A 16,631-nucleotide genomic window follows, 5' to 3' on the forward strand; every position below is an offset into this window, starting at 1 on the left:
GGAACTCGGCGATTAGCGGTCGGCAAGGACGTCTGACCGACTGAGCAACTCCGCGACAGACTGCCCGTCGGACTCGACGACGTCGAGGGTCACGCGTCTGGCCTCGTACGGTTCGACGATGGCACCGGGGCCGCCAACAGTAAACTGCTCAGTCCCGTCATCGATGACGAACGAGTTCTCGATCGGAATGGAATTCGTCGTTGGTTTGACCAGCCCCTGAGTGACCTCGCTCACGCGTCCCGTTCGGGTTTCGAACGCCTCGTTCGAGTCTGTGGCCCTGAGTTCGACCTCGGCAACGAGTGTGTAGCCGCGTTTCAGATAGCGGGTCGCCGTGAAAATCGCGTGTCTGAAGCGCTCGTACGTCGCCGGAAGGTCGTCCGGTTCGTGCAGGTAGACCTCCTCGGCGAGCGGCCAGTAATTGCCGAGAAACGACCCCACGAGCGCGGGGGAAAGGCGGTCCTCGGTAAACCCGATCGCCTGCCGATCTGACTCGCGCCCCATGACGAACTCCGGTGGTGAGAACAGCCCGTGCGTACGGTCGACACAGACGAGCATCGGGCCATCGTTGGCCCAGTATCGGACGACGCTTCCGAGCCCTTCGAGCGCTGACGTGGAGGCCGGTTCGCCGCCGTGGCCGTTGGCGAGGACGAGCGTGAGGACCCCCCGGTCGACGGCCTGCTCCAGTTCGGGTGCGAGGTCCGGAAGCAATGACGCCGGCACCGAGAGATTGATCTCGTTTTCGGCCTGCTGGACCAGCGACGCGATGCGCTTTTTCACGGTGGACGTGGATTTGATGACCTCGTAGCGGCGGTCTTCGCCGGGGTCGGGGTTGTGGATGGCTTCGAGCTGTGTTTCGAGCGATGACAACTGATCGGTGAGCTGTCTGACGACGACCGCCGGGTCGACCGCGCGGACCGTCGTCGGCGTCTCGTGGTCATTGACCTCGACGAGTCCACGGTCCTCGAAGTCACCGAGGACGTTGTAGACGTAGCGCTTGGACACGCCGGCGCGCTGGGCGAGGTCGCTCGCTTTTGCCTCGCCCTGTTCCAAGAGCGCGACGTACGTGTCGACCTCCTTGTCCGAAAAGCCGAACGCCTTCAGCCGTTCGCGAACGGTTGGTTCATCGATGGTCACTACCCCACCTTTCGAGACGAACGATAGTTGAACTGTTCGTTGGTGACAGCACTACGGACACCGCAGTCGGTGTTGTCGGTTCGAACTGGCGTCCCCGGGAGGGGAGCCAGCACCCTATTCCTCGGTGTCGTAGGACTCACCGACCGCCGACGGCACGCGCGTGTAGCCAACGCCGACGAGGACGATGAGTACGGCGACGTAGGGGAACAGTCCGGTGATGCTCCCCGGCAGCGAGATGCCGATGGTCTGCAGTTGAATCTGGAGCATGTCCATCGCGCCGAACAGGAGCGACGCGCCGTACGTCCCGAGCGGGTTGTAGTTGCCGAAGAGATACGCGACGATAGCGATCCAGCCGCGGCCGTCGACCATCGTCACGCCGGTGCCGGTGAACCCGCTTCCGATACCGATCGACAGGACAGCGCCGCCCAAGCCGGCCATGACGCCCGAAAAGATGACCGTCGCATAGCGGACGCGGTTGACGTCGACACCGGCGGTATCGAGTGCTTCCGGGTTCTCGCCGGCCGCTTGGACCCAGTAGCCGTATCGCGTGCGGAACAGGACGACCCAGGCCGCGACGGTGACCACGATGGTCAGCAAGACGAGCGGTGAGGCGTCGAATAGCAACCGTCCGAGCACCGGAATCTCGGCGAGGACGGGCACGGCAATCGTATCGATGTTCGGGAGCGACGGGCTGGACACGCCGCCCCAGAGGACCGTCGCGGCGAACGGCCCGAAGCCGAGTCCGATGAACCACACCGCGAGGCCAGCGACGATCTGATTCGCCTCGTACCGAATCAGCAGGACGGCGAACAGCGTCGCTAACACGCCAGTGATGACGGCGACCGCACCGAAGGCGATCCAGAGGTGGAGTTGACTGATGTCTCCCCCACCGGCGATGAGCCAGGCGACCGCGGCACCGATGAGCGCGCCGAAGATCATGAAGCCCTCTAACCCGATGTTGAAGACGCCGCTTTTCTCCGCGTACAGGCCGCCGATGGCCGCGAGCGCGATTGGCGTCGCCGCCTGGAGGGCGCGTTCGAGCGCGCCGACAGTCACGAGGTCCGACCCCGGGAGATCGACGAACAGCAGGAGCGCGATGACGGCGACGAGCGCGCCGAGCACACCGAGAAGTGCCCGGCGGTCGTCGAACAGGGTGCCGGTCGCGCTCATTCGCGGTCACCCCCGAGAGAGGTGTACTGTCCCGCCGCGCGGAACAGTTCCGGCGCGGCGACGAACAGGACGATGAGCCCGATGACGCCGTCGACGAGCTCGCTCGGCACGTCGAGCGTGAACCCGATGTACTGGCCGCCGGCGTCGAGGCCACCGAACAGGAGTCCGGCGGGAATCACACCGAGCGGGTTGTTCGCCGCGAGGAGGCTCACGGCGATCGCATCGAAGCCGAAGGTCGGGAACGTGTTGGGGTCGCTGTAGTAGCCGAGAATCATGATTGCGAAGAGTGCGCCGGCGAGGCCGGCGATCATCCCGGAGATTGTCATCGTCCGGACGATCATCCGCTGGGGGTCGACGCCGGAATATTTCGCGGCGGGCTCTTGGTAGCCGCTCGTGACGAGGTCGTAGCCGAACCCCGTGCGGTCCATCACCAGATAAATGACGACGACGGTCACCAGCGCGACGCCGAGCCCGAGAATCGAAAACGACGGGCTCTCGAAGACGACCGATGGGAGTCCGACGTAGTCGGGGAACTGTTCGGTGTTCGGTGCGGCCGCCCCCTCCGGGCGGAGATACGCATCGAGCAGGAAGTAGACGACGCCGGAGGCGATGAAGTTCAGCATGATGGTCGTGATGACCTCGTTGGCGTCGGCGTACGCTTTCATGAGTCCCGGAAGCGCGGCGTACGCGCCGCCGGCGACGAGCGCACAGACTGTGGCGAACGCCATCAACACCACGCCGGAGAGCGGTGACTGCGGGAGCACCGGCGCGGCGAAGAGGATGCCGAGGGTGGCCGCGAAGCCGCCGACGACGAACTGGCCTTGGACGCCGATGTTGAACACGCCGGCGCGGAACGCGACCGCGACCGCGACGCCGGTGAGTATCAACATCGACGACTGCCGGAGCATGAACGCGAGGTTAGAGACGTTTCCGACCGCGCCGTACACGAGCGACGAGACGAACTCGACGGCGTCGTATCCGGACGCGGCGACGATGATCGAGCCGATGAGCAACGCGAGCGCGGTCGCAACGACTGCGATGACGATGCGTTCGAGCACCGACGCGTCGAGCATGTAGTCGGCGATGCGATCTGCGAGGCCGCGGACCCCACCAGTTGCGGCGTCGCTCACGCGTCACCCTCCATGCCGGCGGTCGTGTGCTCGGTGTCGTTCTGCGACCGTCCTGCCATCAGTAAGCCGAGGTCCTCCTCGGTCACGTCGTCCGGATCGACGATATCGACGACCGAGCCCTCGTACATCACGGCCGTTCGGTCTGAGAGCTTCTGGACCTCGTCGAGTTTCGACGAGACGAGGAGGATAGCGACGCCCTCGTCTCGCATCTCTTGGAATCGCTGGTGAATGAACTCGATCGACCCGATGTCGACGCCGCGGGTTGGGTGGGCCGCGACGAGCACCGACGGCTCGCGTTCGAGTTCGCGACCAACGATGAACTTCTGTTGGTTCCCACCGGAAAGCGACTTCGCGGTCGCCTCCGGGTTTCGCGGTCGCACGTCGTACTCCTCGATAATCTCGTCCGCGTGGTCGCTGATTCGTGCCCAGTCCAGAAAGACCCCGTCGGAGAACGCGTCGATCGTCTGGTTGCTCAACAGCGCGTTCCTGACGAGCGTGTAGTCCTGGACGAGCCCTTCTTCGAGTCGGTCGCCCGGAACGTACGAGATGCCGGCTTCGATGCGGTGGCGGCGAGACGTCTCCGTGATATCCCGTCCGTGGAGCGAAACGGTGCCGCGTTCCGGTTCGCGCATCCCGGTAATGGCCTCGATGAGTTCCTGTTGGCCGTTGCCCTCGACACCGGCGATACCGAGAATCTCGCCTTCGCGGACGGTGAAGCCGACGTCGCGGACTTGCTCGAGACCGCGCTCGTCGCGGACGGCAATGTCGTCGACGGTGAGGGCGACCTCACCGGGCGTGCTGGTCCCCGAATCGACGTCGAACAGCACTTCGCGCCCGACCATCATGCGTGCGAGTTCGTTCTGCGACGTCGCCGATGCGTCGACCGTCCCGACGGCGCTCCCGTCGCGGAGGACGGTGATATCGTCGGCCGCGTGCATCGCCTCGTCTAACTTGTGGGTGATGAAGATCAGCGACCGACCGTCGGCGGTGAGCTCCTCCATCACGTCGAACAGTCCCTCGACTTCTTGGGGCGTCAACACGGCCGTCGGTTCGTCGAGAATCAGCGTCTCGGCACCTCGATAGAGGCTTTTGACGATTTCGACGTGCTGTTGGATGCCGAGGCCGAGTTCTTCGATTCGCGTGTCGAGGTGTTCGTCGACGGTAAAGCCGTACGTGTCGCAGATATCCGTGATTCGACGGCGGGCGGCGTCCTCGTCGACGAGCCCCCGTGTCGAGGGTTCGTGGCCGAGCACGATGTTCTGGAGGACGGTCATGTTGTCGACGAGCTGAAAGTGCTGGTGAATCATCCCGATGCCCGCCGCAATCGCATCTCGCGGAGAGTCAAACGACCGGGGTTCGCCGTCGATGGTGATGGTCCCCTCATTCGGGTCGTACAGCCCGTACAGGACGTTCATCAGCGTCGTCTTTCCGGCACCGTTCTCTCCGACAACGGCGTGAATCGACCCGCGATCGAGCGTCAGGTCGACACTATCGTTGGCAACGACGTCGCCGAAACGCTTCGTGATGTCCGTGAGTTGAACTGCTGGTGCGGTTGTGTCTGTCATGGGTTGGCGTCGGTGCAGTCAGTAAAAAATCCGCGAAAGGGTGACATGGCGGCGTCGTTAGCAACCGCCGGCGCTACAGGGGACAGAGACGTCGCCGTCGATGATGGCTTGTCTCGCCTCTTCGAGGTTCTGCGTGACGACGTCGGGAAGCGAGTCGCCGACTGCCTGACCTAAGACGACCCGAACGGCGTCCTCTTCGAGGCCGAGGACGTTCGCGCCCTGGACTGCCGACCAGTTGTCTTGGACGACGGCCTCGGCGACTTCGTACGTCCCCTCGTTGATGTACTTCACCGCGGAGCCCATGATGACGTCTTGGTACTCCGGGAGCGTGACCGACTGGTCCGCGTCGACGCCGATGGCGAACCGGCTGGAGTCCTGTGCGGCCTGGAACACACCTTGCCCCGCCGCCGCCGCGGCGTGGTAGACGATGTCCGCGCCGGCATCGTACTGCGAGGTGGCGATGTTGTTGGCGGTCTGTGTGTCGGTGTAGTTTCCGATGTAGCCGACCCTGACGTCGATGTTCTCGTCGACCCACTCGACGCCCGCTCGGTAGGAACGCTCGAAGGCGTTGATGAGCGAGCCGTCGACGCCGCCGACGAACCCGACAGTCGACGTGTCGGGGTCGAGCGAGTTCCCCTCGTGAGAGAGTTCGCGGGTCGTCATCGTCCCAGCCAACACGCCCGCCTGGAACGACATCTCGTGGTTCGCCCACGTGTAACCCGCGACGTTCGGTTGGTCGACGGACGCGTTTATCAGCATCCAGTCTTGGTCAGGGTACGCCTCGGCGTTCGTCTGCAGCGCCTGCGTGTGGTTGTAGCTCACGAGCACGATGAGGTCGTAGTCGGGATTCGTGCTCTCTGCGAGCCGCGACTGGACCGTTTGGTAGTTCGACTGGTTCGTCTCTTCGACCTGCTGAATCTCGATGTTGTAGTCTTCGGCGGCCGTCTGGAGTCCCTGGAGCGCGAGGTCGTTGAACGCCTGGTCGCCGAATCCCGCCGGACTGGAGACGATTGCGACGTTCGTCGGCTCGCTTTCCGACTCGTCGCTCGTTGTCGTCTCGGAGTCGGTCTCCTCGTCGTCCGAGCCGGACGTCTCGGTCGTTTCGGTCGTCTCTTCCGAGCCGTTGCCACCCATACAGCCCGCGACCCCAGCCATCGCGGCGAGGCTGAGTCCCGATTTGAGAACGTCCCGCCGTCGGCTCCCACGCTGTCGTGTCTCCTGCGCTGTCGTCTCGTCTTTCGAATCGCCCGCGGTTGTGTCCCTTGGTGCCATAGTGTGGCCTCAGACTCACTCAGAGTTGAGTAACATAAATAATTATGCGCTATTTTCGTGTCGTAAATCGGTGAGACGAAAGTGTGAGATATTCCTTTACCGCACTTCCCTCTCGAAAACGCGGGCCAACTGTCGGAGTGACGCGGGGGTGATGACGTGGCAGGCGGTTCGTTCTCGACCGACGAGGGTTCGAGACATTTTCAGAATGAAAGCGTGGACGATTCACCGGATTGTCAACTTTCGACCGAGAGATTAATCACAATCACCTGCAAACAGACCGCGTATGACCTACGAAAACCTGGATTCCGACCTCATCAATGCCCTGTTGAAAGACGGGCGGCGCAGTCTTCGGAGCCTCGCCGAAGAACTCGATGTGTCGGTGACGACCGTCTCGAACCACCTGCGAGACCTCGAAGAAGAGGGTATCATCGAGGGCTACACGCCACGGCTCGATTACGACGCGCTCGGCTACGACGTGACCGCGGTCATGCACCTCAAAGTCGAAGGGAGCGCGCTCACGGATGTGACCGAACTCCTCGCTGACGAACCGCAGATGGTCTCGGTGTACGAGGTCACCGGCGACTACGACGTCCTCGCGGTCGGCAAGTTCAGAAACACCGACGACATGAACCGCCAGATCAAGGCGCTGTTGAGCGAAGCGCCCATCCGCGAGTCGAACACCAGCGTCGTCCTCAACGCGGTCTCCGAAAACGAGCAGTTCGACCTCGACGCCGGCGACGCGTAAGTCAGTCCACGCGGAACTCGAAGCGCGCGCCGCCTGCGGCCCCTTCTGAAACCGCCACCTCCCAGCCGTGCGCGGCCGCGACCTGCGAGACGATGTTCAGGCCGAAGCCGGTCCCCTCGGGAGACGTGGTGTAGCCGGCTTCGAACACGGTGTGACGGTCGTCCTCGGGGATTCCGTGGCCGTCGTCTTCGACGGCGAAGCCGTCGTCGGTCTCGCTGATAGTGACGGTCACGTCGCCGTCGTCGGATCCGTGTTCGACCGCATTGCGAAACAGGTTTTCGAGGAGTTGCTGGAGTTGGTCGCGGTCGGCGTCGAGGACGGCGTCGGTCTCGACGGTCAGCGTCGCGCCGTCGGTGACGACGTTCTGCCAGCACGACCGCGCGAGGTCGGCCAGCGCGACCGGTGCGATGTCCATGGCATCGTCGCCGTCGTGGGCGAGGACGAGCAGGTCGCTGATGAGGTCGTCCATGCGGGTCAGCGCGCGGTCGATATCGTCGATATGGTCGCTGTCGCAGTTGTCCTGTAGCATCTCGAGACGACCCATGGCGACCTGAAGCGGGTTGCGGAGGTCGTGGCTCACAACGCTCGTAAAGCGGTCGAGGCGCTCGTTCTGTTCGACGAGTTCGGCCTCGCGTTCCTTCTGCTCGCTGATGTCGCGAATCATCGCGACGAACAGGTCCTCGCCGTCCATGTTGAGTTCGATGAGGTGGACTTCGGTCGGGAACGTCGTGCCGTCGCGGCGTTCGAGCGCGCCTTCGAACCGGTGTGGTTCGTTCGCCGGCAGCTCCGCCCAGAACGACTTCGAGCGGGCCGGGTCGGACGAGGGGTCGAGATCCCAGACGGTCTTGCCGACGAGCTCCGCCTCACTGTAGCCCAGTTCCTCGCACATCCGCTGGTTCACGTCTTGGATGGTGCCGTCGTCTTGATGAACGACGACGAGGTCGGGCGAGTGTTCGAACAGCGCTTCGAGTCGGGCGGTGTTCGACCGGAGGAGTTCCTCGTAGGTCTTCCGCGGCGTGATGTCGTCTTGGAAGCCGACGAAGAAGTCGATCACGCCGTCGTCGTCGAACAGGGGCGCGACGCGCACGCGATTCCAGAACTCGGTGCCGTCCTTGCGATAGTTCAGGAGTTCGGTCGTCACAGGCTCGCGTTCCTCGACCGCCGTCCGGAGTTCGTCGACGGCCGCCTCGTCCGTCCGCTCGCCTTGGAGGAACCGGCAGTTCCGTCCGAGGACCTCGTCTCGTCGGTAGCCTGTGAGGTCGGTGAACTGCTCGTTGGCGTAGACAATGGGGTTGTCCGCCGCGTGGGGGTCGGTGAGCACGATGCCGATTGGCGCTTCGTCCATCGCCCGCTCCCGACGCGACAGTTTCGCTTCGAGTTCGTCGCCTCGCGAACGCTGTGACAGCGACCAGATGAGCGCTCCGTCCGCCGTGCTCGTGAGCGTGTGCTCCACGTCGACCAGTCCATCGTCATCACGCACGAGCGACGACCGACCCGACCACCGGCTCTCGCGGGCCTCGGGCAACACCGAGTCGTAGACTGCCGGCACGTCGTCGTCGGGGAAGAACGCCTCACAGTGGCGGCCGAGGAGGTCCTCGCGGTCGGTGCCGAACAGCGTCGCGCTGGCCGTGTTCGCGTACTCGATAGTGCCGTCCGTATCGAGGATGCAGATGGCATCGTGCGCGGTTTCGATGGCCGCGAGTCCGCGGGTGCGGTCCCGCGAGGCCCGAGTGCGCTCGACGGCGTTTTCGATGCGGGTGGCGAGCAGTCGATACTGACTCGTGTCGTCGCCCTTCCGGAGATAGTCGGTCGCGCCTGCCGAAAGCGCCTCGTTCACAATCTCGTCTCTCGCCTTTCCGGTGAAGAGGATGACCGGGAGGTCGGGGTGCTCGTCGCGGACGCGCCGCAGCACGTCGAGGCCGTCGACATCGGGCATGTCGCAGTCGCAGACGATGCAGTCGAATGCCGAGCCGTTCCGCCGAATTCGGTCGAGCGCGGTCTGCGGGTCTGCCTCGGTATGGACGGTGAAGTGCTCGCGTTCCAGAAACGCCGCAATCATCTCGGCGAACTCGGGGTCGTCATCGACGTGCAGCACGTCGATAGACGCCGACTCCAAGAGCGAACGCGGCGCGTCGCGAGGCGGATCCATTCGTGAGACAAACGTGATCGTACCACAACATAATGGTGTTGTTGCTCGCGGGGATGCGGACGGGTGGCGACCCTTCGTTGAACGACCTGACGGAACGATTCGGAGACGGCAGCCGGCCGCACTCGCTCACCGCTCCGTCCGGAACTCGAAGCGCGCACCGCCGTCGGTGCCGTCGGTCACGTCCACCTGCCAGCCGTGTGCGCTCGCGATGTCGTCGACGATGGAGAGGCCGAAGCCGGTTCCCGTGTCGCTGAACGTCACGCCGTGGTCGAACACCTCGCCGCGATGTGACTCGGGGATGCCGACGCCGTCGTCTTCGACGTAGAAGCCCGCCGCGTCTTCGAGGGGGCCGACAGTCACCGTGATGTCGCGGCCGCCGTGTTCCATGGCGTCGTCGGATGAAATCCGACTGCCCGTCGAGCCATGCTCGACGGCGTCACCAGACGAAGTCTGGTTGCCTGTGGAACCGTGTTCCACAGCGTCGTCGGGAGCATCCCGACTGCCCGTCGAGCCATGCTCGACGGCGTTCCGAAACAGGTTCTCGAACAGTTGCGTCAGTCGTCCGCGGTCGCCGGCGATCGCGCCGAGGTCGTCGGCCGTCGTGAGCGTCGCCGCGTCGGTGTCGACGTAGCCCCACGCCTCGGTCGCGAGCGCCGCGAGGTCGATTTGCGTCGGTTGCTCGACGCTCGTCGCCCCGCGCGAGAGCGCGAGGAGATCCTCGATGAGCCGTTCCATCCGCCCGTGCGCCGACTCGACTTTCGACAGATAGCTCGTGTCGCCCGTCTCCTGTGTGAGTTCGAGGAAGCCGATGGCGACGGTGAGCGGGTTCCGGAGGTCGTGCGCGACGACGCTCGCGAACTTATCGAGGCGGTCGTTCTGCCGTTGGAGTTTCGCCTCGCGACTCGCGCGGGCGAAGGCGGCCTCGACGGTCGCGCTCAGGATGCGAAAGAGGTCGACGTCGGTCTCGGAGAACGCCGCCGTGGACGGCGAGCCAGCCATCATGAGGCCGTACTCCCCCAGCGGGACCTGAATCTCGCTGTGAATCTCCGTCTCCGGGTTGTACAGCCCCGGCTGTGAGAGCACGTCGTCGTACACCTGTGACTCGCCCGATTCGAAGGCCTGCCACGCCAAACTCTCGCCGGCGGTCAACCGCGGAATCGACTCGAAGGTCTCGCGCGCGGTGGCGGTTTCGCTGATCGGCAAGAGCGCGTCGTCCCGGTCGTCGTACTCCCAGACGCCGGCGATTTCGAAACCGAGGATGTCGCTCGCGGCGTCGACGGCGATGTCGCCGATTTCGTCGCTCGTCTGCGCCCGGCTCAGCGCTTGGGCGGTCTCTTGAAGCGCGCGCAGGTCGCGTTCTAACTGCTTTTGTTCGGTGATGTCGTCGAGCACCGCGAGCACGCTCGCCACCTCTCCCGTGGGGTCCGAAATCGGGGCGGCCGACAGGAGGAGGTCCAACTGCTCGCCGGCTTTCGTCTCGCGGCGGACCTCTTTGCCGCGGATTCGCTCGCCTTGAAGCGCCCGCTCTCGGTGGGCCTCAAACTCGTCTTCGGCGTCGTCGGGGACGAACGGGACGGGGTCGCCGACGACCTCGTCTTGCGACCACCCGAACATCTCTTCTGCGCCCCGGTTCCAGAGGACGACGTCGCCGTCCGCGTCGAACTCCGTGATGGTGAGCGGCGCGGCTTCGATGAGCGATTCGAGCCGCTGGTTCGTGGTTTCGAGCGCGCGCTCCCGCTCGACCTGCGGGGTGACGTTGCGAGCGATGCCGACGATTCTGGCGATGTCGCCGTCGACGATGACCGGTGCGAGGCTCGTCTCCCAAAATCGGGCGTCGACCCCGAGCGGAAGCTCCTCGCGGTACGAAATCGGGGCGCGCCGCTCGACACAGCGGCGGTAGTTGGCTTCCAACTCGTCCCCGCGTTCCTCGCCGAACACGTCTCGCGGCGTCCTCCCTCGCACGTCGTCGGTCGTCAGGCCCGTCGCCCGCTCGTAGCCGGTGCTGAGACGGGTGAACTCGAAGCTCGGGCCGTCGTCGGTCGTCTCGACGTCGATGAGGAAAATCGCGTCGCCGGACGTGTCGAGCAGGGCCTCGTACTCCTCGGCGAGCGTTTTGTGGACGCGCGCCTGCTGGGTGTGCTCGGTGACGTCCTGGAAGACGCCGCGGACGACCCGGCCGTCGTGGGGGTCGCTGTCGACCGGGTGGCCCCACGCGCGAACGTCGCGAATCTCACCGTCCGTCCGGACGAGCCGAAGATCGAGGTCGAACGACTCGCCGTCTTCGACCGCCGCCGCGACGGCCGCCGAAACCCGGTCTCGGTCGTCCGGGTGGTAGAAGTCGATGGCGTCGTCGAGCGCTGGCTCGTAGTCCGGGTCGACGCCGTGAATCTGCCTGACGCCGGCCGACCACTCGAGCGTGCCGGTCGCCGGGATAAACTCCCAGATACCGATGTCAGCGATGTCTTGGACCCGGTCGAACAGGAACTGCTGGCGTTCGAGTTCGCCCCGGTCGCGGCTCCGCGAGAGCACGGCGCTTACGAGTTCCGACAGGAGTTCGACGAACGTGTGTTCGAGCGTTCCGAACGGCGTCGCCCGCGGCGACGGACTCGAGAAGTTGAGCGTTCCGAAGCGCTCGCCGTCGACGACGAGCGGGGCCCCGATGTACGATTCGAGCGCGAACTCGCGGTAGGCGGGGTGGTCTGCTTTCCCCGCGGTCGCCGCGTCCGTGAACGCGCACACCTCGCGCTGGCCGACCACCTCCTCGCAGTACGTCGCCGCGAGGTCGAAACGGTCGCCGACGTCGATGCCGGCGTCGGACGGGTGGACCGCCCGGACGGTGTAGTCCTCGCCGTCGATACGCGAGACGATGCCGATATCGAGGCCGAGCGTCCGACAGCCGACCGCAATCAGACTCGACAGGCGTTCGTCGGGCGACGGCGTCTCGGCGGCCATCACCGACTGGAGTTCGCGCAGCGCGTCGCGCTCGCGCTCTAACTGTCGTTGGGCGTCGCTCCGTTCGGTCACGTCTCGGGCGACGACGAGCGCGTTGGACTCGCCCGCCCGGCGAAACGGCGTCAGTCGAACGTCGAACGTCCGCGTGCCGCTTCCGTCCGTGAAATCGACTTGGAGGTCGGCGTCGTACAGCCCCGTGGTCCCCCCGTCGCTTTCGGCGGCGTCGAGCGTGTCTGCGACCGCCCGCACGAACTCGCTCGCGTCGTCGTCGGACACGTGCCGGCCGACGAGCGACCCTAACTGCGACCCGACGAGCGCCGACGGCCCCGTCGCGCCGAGCAGTCTGGCCGCCGCCGCGTTGGCGAACTGGACGGTCCGGTCGGCGTCGAGGATGAACACCACGTCGTGAATCTGTTCGAGAACCGTCTCGCTTCGCTCGGCGTCGAGGCGCTGGGTCCGGGTGCGGCCCCGGTCGGTGGCGCTCGCCTGCGAGAACACCGTGAGGCCGTCGTCGTCGGGGAACACGCGTAGGTCGACGTTGTCGCCGAACGGCGTGGTGCGACCCCGGTCGACCGAGGCGGCCTCGCCGCGTTCCATCGCCGTTCGGAGCGTGGCTTCGAGTTCGGTCCCGCGGACCGACGGGAACGCCTCCCAGAACCCGGTCCCAACGAGTTCGTCGGGGGCGCGGCCGAGGCGCTCGGCGAACTGCTCGTTCGCGTACTCGATGCGCCACTCGCCGTCGACTGCGAGGACGCCGTCGCTCGTCCGTTCGAGCACGCGGTCGCGTTGTGTCCGCGCTCGATCGGCGTCGCGCCGCGCGCGAGCGGCGTTCGAGAGCGTTCGAACCCGGCGCGCGAGCAACGCGAAGTTGTCCCGGTCGGCGCGGAGCGGGATGTAGTCCGAGACGCCGACGCGTGCGGCTTCGTCGGCGAGGCCGCCGCTTCCCTGCCCGCTGAACAGAATCACCGGAATCTCGTCGTCGCGCTCTCGAATCGCCGCCGTCAGTTGGAGGCCGTCGGTATCGGCGAGCGACTGGGCGGTCACGACGCAGTCGACTCGCCCGGTCGAGAGTTCGTCGAGTGCGGCATCGGCCCGCGTCGCGGTGCGGCAGTCGAATCCGAACCCCGTCGCCCGAAGTTTCGTCTCGACCAGCTCCGTGAACTCGGCGTCGTCGTTGACGTAGAGAACTCGAATCGGCTCGTTCGATGCGTCGGCGAGGGGGGACATGATGCGTGAATGAATCCACGGAGATGAGGTAAGCGTTTTCCACGGACAACGACCCGGCGCGAGGCTGACCGCGGGCCCACCTCGCATCCTTGCGTGGTGCGGCTGTGCGGGAGACGTGTGTCTCATTTCTGAGTCAGTCTCCCCATCGAAGTACACGTCAGACACCGGCATACCAACGCGTGAAACGAGTGATTATCGCGGGCTCGGGCGTGTTCAAGCTCCCCTTTCCGGGGGGATAGCAGGCTAATACTTTAGCCCGATACCGGGTAGGGTTGACATGACTTCGCGACGTTCGGTGCTGCTCGGGCTCGGGTCGATGCTGACTGCCGGGGGCGCACTCGTGGGGAGCGGTGCATTCACGACTGTGAGCGCACAGCGGGCGGTCAGCGTGGACACGGCCGGCGACGCGAGCGCGTTTCTCACGCTCACCGGCGACGGCGTCTACGTGAGCGACGACTCCGCGACGGGGACGCTCACTATCGACCTCGGCGGTCCCAGTGCCGCGGGCTTCAACCAGAACGCGGTCACCACCGTCACCGACATCGTGACCATCGCCAACAACGCGGCCGACGGCTCCCCGACGTACGTCGGCGTCTCGACGGACGCGCCGAGCGCTGACCCCACCGCCGACCCGAGCGCGACCATCGCGCTCGAAGCCGGGACCGTCACGTTCGCGGTCGGGAGCGTGGCCTCGCCGAGCGTCCAGTCACTTTCGAGCGGCGAGTCGACCGCGCTTCACGCCACGATTGACACCACCGCGGGCGGGAACGGCTCGCCGACCGGACAACTCACAATCGTCGCGACGAACGAAGCGCCCTCTGGTGACGGTGCCGGTGAGTCCGGGGGTTCGGATGGGTCCGGCGGCTCTGGCGATGTGAGTGGCTCCAACGGCTCCGGTGACGCTGGCGGTTCCAACGATTCGACCCCGCCGTCGCCGCCGAGCGACGCGATTCGCGTCTCGGCGGACTCGAACACGCCCATCGACGCGGATGGCGCGGTCGTCATCGAAAGCGGCGTCACCCTCAGTAGCAACGTCAACAACGCTCGCAGTCTCTTCCTACTGAGCGGGGCGACTATCACAGGGGACGTTAACGTTTCGGGAGACATCGTACTCCGCTCCGGCGCGAGGTTGAACGGTAACGTCAACGGCGGACAGAACCTCTATCTGCGCTCCGGGTCGCGAGTGAGCGGAAATGTGAGCGTGAGCGGGCAAATCTACCTGAAACAGGCGAATCAGATTGAGGGGCACGTCAATACGGGGACGGTCAGTTTCGCGTACTAAACCTTATTGGCCAATTCGTAAACAGAGCGCTTATAATTAGGACTCCATTTTCGAAAGGTGATGACAGCCCCCGACGAATCCGAACGCAGCACGCCATCGCGGCTCGCCCGCGCCCTCTTCGCGAGCGGTCTCGCCGTTCTCGCGATTCGCAACCTGACCGACCTCGACGGCCGCATCGCCTACGCCGAGGCGAAAGGCGTCCCCGAGGCGGACCGACTCGTCCCCGCGGCGAGCGGTCTGCTCCTCGGCGGGAGCATCGGTATCGGCCTCTGGAAACTCCCCAAACTCGCCGCCGCGAGCGTCGCGGCGTTCTTCGCCGGCGTCACGCCGACGATGCACGACTTCTGGGCCGTCGACGACGACGCCCGCGACGAGGAACTCACCTCGTTCCTGCAGAACCTGACGCTGTTCGGTGCGGCGGTCGCGTTCTTCAAGCGCGCGTCGAACGAGTAACCACAGACCGACACACAACCCCTCGTTTTCTGCGGTCACACGTCGATTGCGTCGTCGTCGGCCGCGTCCTCGTGTCTGAGCGTGTATACGTTGAGCAGTCCGACGACGACCCACCCGCCCGCGATGAGTAGCGAACCATCGACTATCCAGTACACCGCAAAGACGAACGCGGCGACGACGAGAAACTGTTGGAGACGGGTCCGTCGGGACATGATTCCAGATGAGGCGTGCGGCGGTTGTAGCTCTTACCCGTGGGCCAGACACCCCACCGTTTCCAGTATAGTCGTCGGCGACTGCGGCGACGTTCGCGTCAGGGCGAGTCCGCGTCGTCTGCGTCGCCGTCGCGGTCGCCCACGCGTTGGAAGCCGACGAAGCATTCGAGCGCGCCGTCGTCGTCCCGAACCGGATGGATGTCGAGACGGTTCCAGAAGGGCTCGCCGTCGACGTCGTAGTTGCGAATCTCGGTCGAAATCGACTCGCCGGCGTCGAGCGCGGCCCGAATCTCGGCGACCGTCTCCGGGTCCTTCTCGGGACCTTGGAGGAACCGACAGTTGCGACCCGTCACCGACTCGGCGTCGTAGCCCGTGAGCGCCTCGAACGCCTCGTTACAGTAGACGATCGGATTGTCGTCCTGCGAGGGGTCGGTGACGACGATGCCGACGCCGATGGCGTCGAGCACCCGGTCTTTCAGTTCGACCTCCGCTTGGAGCGCGTCGACCTCGGTGAGTTCCTGGACGATACAGACGTGTCCGCCGTCGTCCATCTGGGTCAACACGAGGCGCTCGGGGACCGCCTCGCCGTCTTTGGTGACGCCGGTCGAAAAGCCGCGCCACGACCCCTCGGCTTCGAGTTGCGGGAGGATTTCCTCGTGGAAGCGCCGGGCCTCGTCGTCCGGGTAGAGGATGTCCCAATGCTCCCCGATGAGTTCGGTCCGGTCGCGGTCGTAGAGCGCGGCGTACGCCTTGTTCATGTACTGGTAGACGCCGTCGCCGTCGATGATGCCGATGCCTTCCTCGGCGGACTCGATGGCGAGAAAGCCGCGTCGCATGTGCGTCTCGGCCCAGTACTTCTCGACGAGGTTCGAGACTTTGTTCGCCAACACGGGGTACTCCTCGGGGCCGCCCTTCTGGAGGTACTCGTCGACGCCGGCGGAGATGGCGCGGCTGGCGATCTCTTCGCTCCCCTTGCCGGTAAAGAGGACGAAGGGAATCTCGATGCCCTGCTCGCGCGCCGCCGTGAGCAGTTCGAGTCCGTCCATTCCCGGCATGTCGTAGTCGCTCACGACGCAGTCGTACCCGCCGTCGGTGAGTTCGTCGAGCGCCGGCTCCGGGTCGGTGTACGTCGCCGTCTCGGCGTCGGCGAGCTCGCGTTCGAGGAACGTCGCGGACAGCTCCACCATCGGCTCGTCGTCGTCGACCAACAGGATTCGCATCGCGCGTTGTTCCGTGCTGAACGGCGCGATATCGTGGAGCAGGGACACGTCCATACGGACCTACTGTGGCCTCAGAGTCATAAAAACAGCTAGGGCGACAGTCGAGCGCGACGACCACGC

At 65.2% G+C, this 16,631-nt stretch carries 12 protein-coding genes; 3 read left to right on the forward strand and 9 right to left on the reverse strand.

The genetic code is table 11. From position 1 onward, the window contains the following. Positions 1 to 12: 12 nt before the first annotated feature. From AUR65_RS09180 to AUR65_RS09200, 5 genes are all read right to left on the reverse strand, one after another. Entirely contained in the window at positions 13 to 1,134 is a 1,122-nt protein-coding gene (locus AUR65_RS09180) for a TrmB family transcriptional regulator (protein WP_058566534.1), read from the reverse strand. A gap of 114 nt (positions 1,135 to 1,248) precedes the next feature. Then, the gene (locus AUR65_RS09185; RefSeq protein ID WP_058566535.1) at positions 1,249 to 2,304 is read right to left on the reverse strand and encodes an ABC transporter permease; all 1,056 of its coding nucleotides are present in this window, start codon (positions 2,302 to 2,304) and stop codon (positions 1,249 to 1,251) included. Then, a complete protein-coding gene (locus AUR65_RS09190) occupies positions 2,301 to 3,434 on the reverse strand; it encodes an ABC transporter permease (RefSeq protein WP_084816414.1) in 1,134 nt (377 codons plus the stop codon). Before AUR65_RS09190 ends, AUR65_RS09185 begins: the two co-directional genes overlap by 4 nt. Further along, positions 3,431 to 4,999: an ABC transporter ATP-binding protein gene (locus tag AUR65_RS09195; RefSeq protein ID WP_058566536.1), complete on the reverse strand. Its 1,569-nt coding sequence runs from the start codon at positions 4,997 to 4,999 to the stop codon at positions 3,431 to 3,433. Before AUR65_RS09195 ends, AUR65_RS09190 begins: the two co-directional genes overlap by 4 nt. 57 nt (positions 5,000 to 5,056) lie before the next feature. Then, positions 5,057 to 6,271: a BMP family lipoprotein gene (locus AUR65_RS09200; RefSeq protein WP_084816415.1), complete on the reverse strand. Its 1,215-nt coding sequence runs from the start codon at positions 6,269 to 6,271 to the stop codon at positions 5,057 to 5,059. Positions 6,272 to 6,554: 283 nt separating this feature from the next. On the opposite strand from AUR65_RS09200, the gene lrp reads away from it, so the two are divergent. Next, complete coding sequence (lrp, locus tag AUR65_RS09205) at positions 6,555 to 7,016, forward strand: HTH-type transcriptional regulator Lrp (RefSeq protein ID WP_058566538.1); 462 nt, start codon at positions 6,555 to 6,557, stop codon at positions 7,014 to 7,016. A 1-nt stretch (position 7,017) separates the two neighbouring features. Here the strand turns inward: lrp and AUR65_RS09210 are convergent, their stop codons facing one another. Next, on the reverse strand, positions 7,018 to 9,165 hold the full coding sequence (locus AUR65_RS09210) for a PAS domain S-box protein (RefSeq protein ID WP_058566539.1): 2,148 nt from the start codon (positions 9,163 to 9,165) through the stop codon (positions 7,018 to 7,020). Positions 9,166 to 9,291: 126 nt separating this feature from the next. Beyond that, complete coding sequence (locus tag AUR65_RS09215; RefSeq protein ID WP_058566540.1) at positions 9,292 to 13,344, reverse strand: PAS domain S-box protein; 4,053 nt, start codon at positions 13,342 to 13,344, stop codon at positions 9,292 to 9,294. Positions 13,345 to 13,621: 277 nt separating this feature from the next. Here AUR65_RS09215 and AUR65_RS19720 point away from each other — a divergent pair, with 277 nt between their 5' ends. Next, on the forward strand, positions 13,622 to 14,626 hold the full coding sequence (locus AUR65_RS19720; RefSeq protein ID WP_158250832.1) for a polymer-forming cytoskeletal protein: 1,005 nt from the start codon (positions 13,622 to 13,624) through the stop codon (positions 14,624 to 14,626). A gap of 60 nt (positions 14,627 to 14,686) precedes the next feature. Continuing rightward, positions 14,687 to 15,079, forward strand: coding sequence for a DoxX family membrane protein (locus tag AUR65_RS09225; protein ID WP_058566541.1), 393 nt, complete (start codon positions 14,687 to 14,689; stop codon positions 15,077 to 15,079). Positions 15,080 to 15,114: 35 nt separating this feature from the next. Here AUR65_RS09225 and AUR65_RS19970 read toward each other — a convergent pair whose 3' ends face one another. Further along, positions 15,115 to 15,291, reverse strand: a complete 177-nt coding sequence (locus tag AUR65_RS19970) for a hypothetical protein (protein WP_199180585.1) — start codon at positions 15,289 to 15,291, stop codon at positions 15,115 to 15,117. Positions 15,292 to 15,389: 98 nt separating this feature from the next. Next, the gene (locus tag AUR65_RS09230; protein ID WP_058566542.1) at positions 15,390 to 16,565 is read right to left on the reverse strand and encodes a PAS domain-containing protein; all 1,176 of its coding nucleotides are present in this window, start codon (positions 16,563 to 16,565) and stop codon (positions 15,390 to 15,392) included. Positions 16,566 to 16,631 lie beyond the last annotated feature (66 nt).

Origin of the sequence: Haloferax marisrubri, from assembly GCF_001469875.2 — an archaeon.
GTDB classification, from domain to species: Archaea; Halobacteriota; Halobacteria; order Halobacteriales; family Haloferacaceae; genus Haloferax; species Haloferax marisrubri.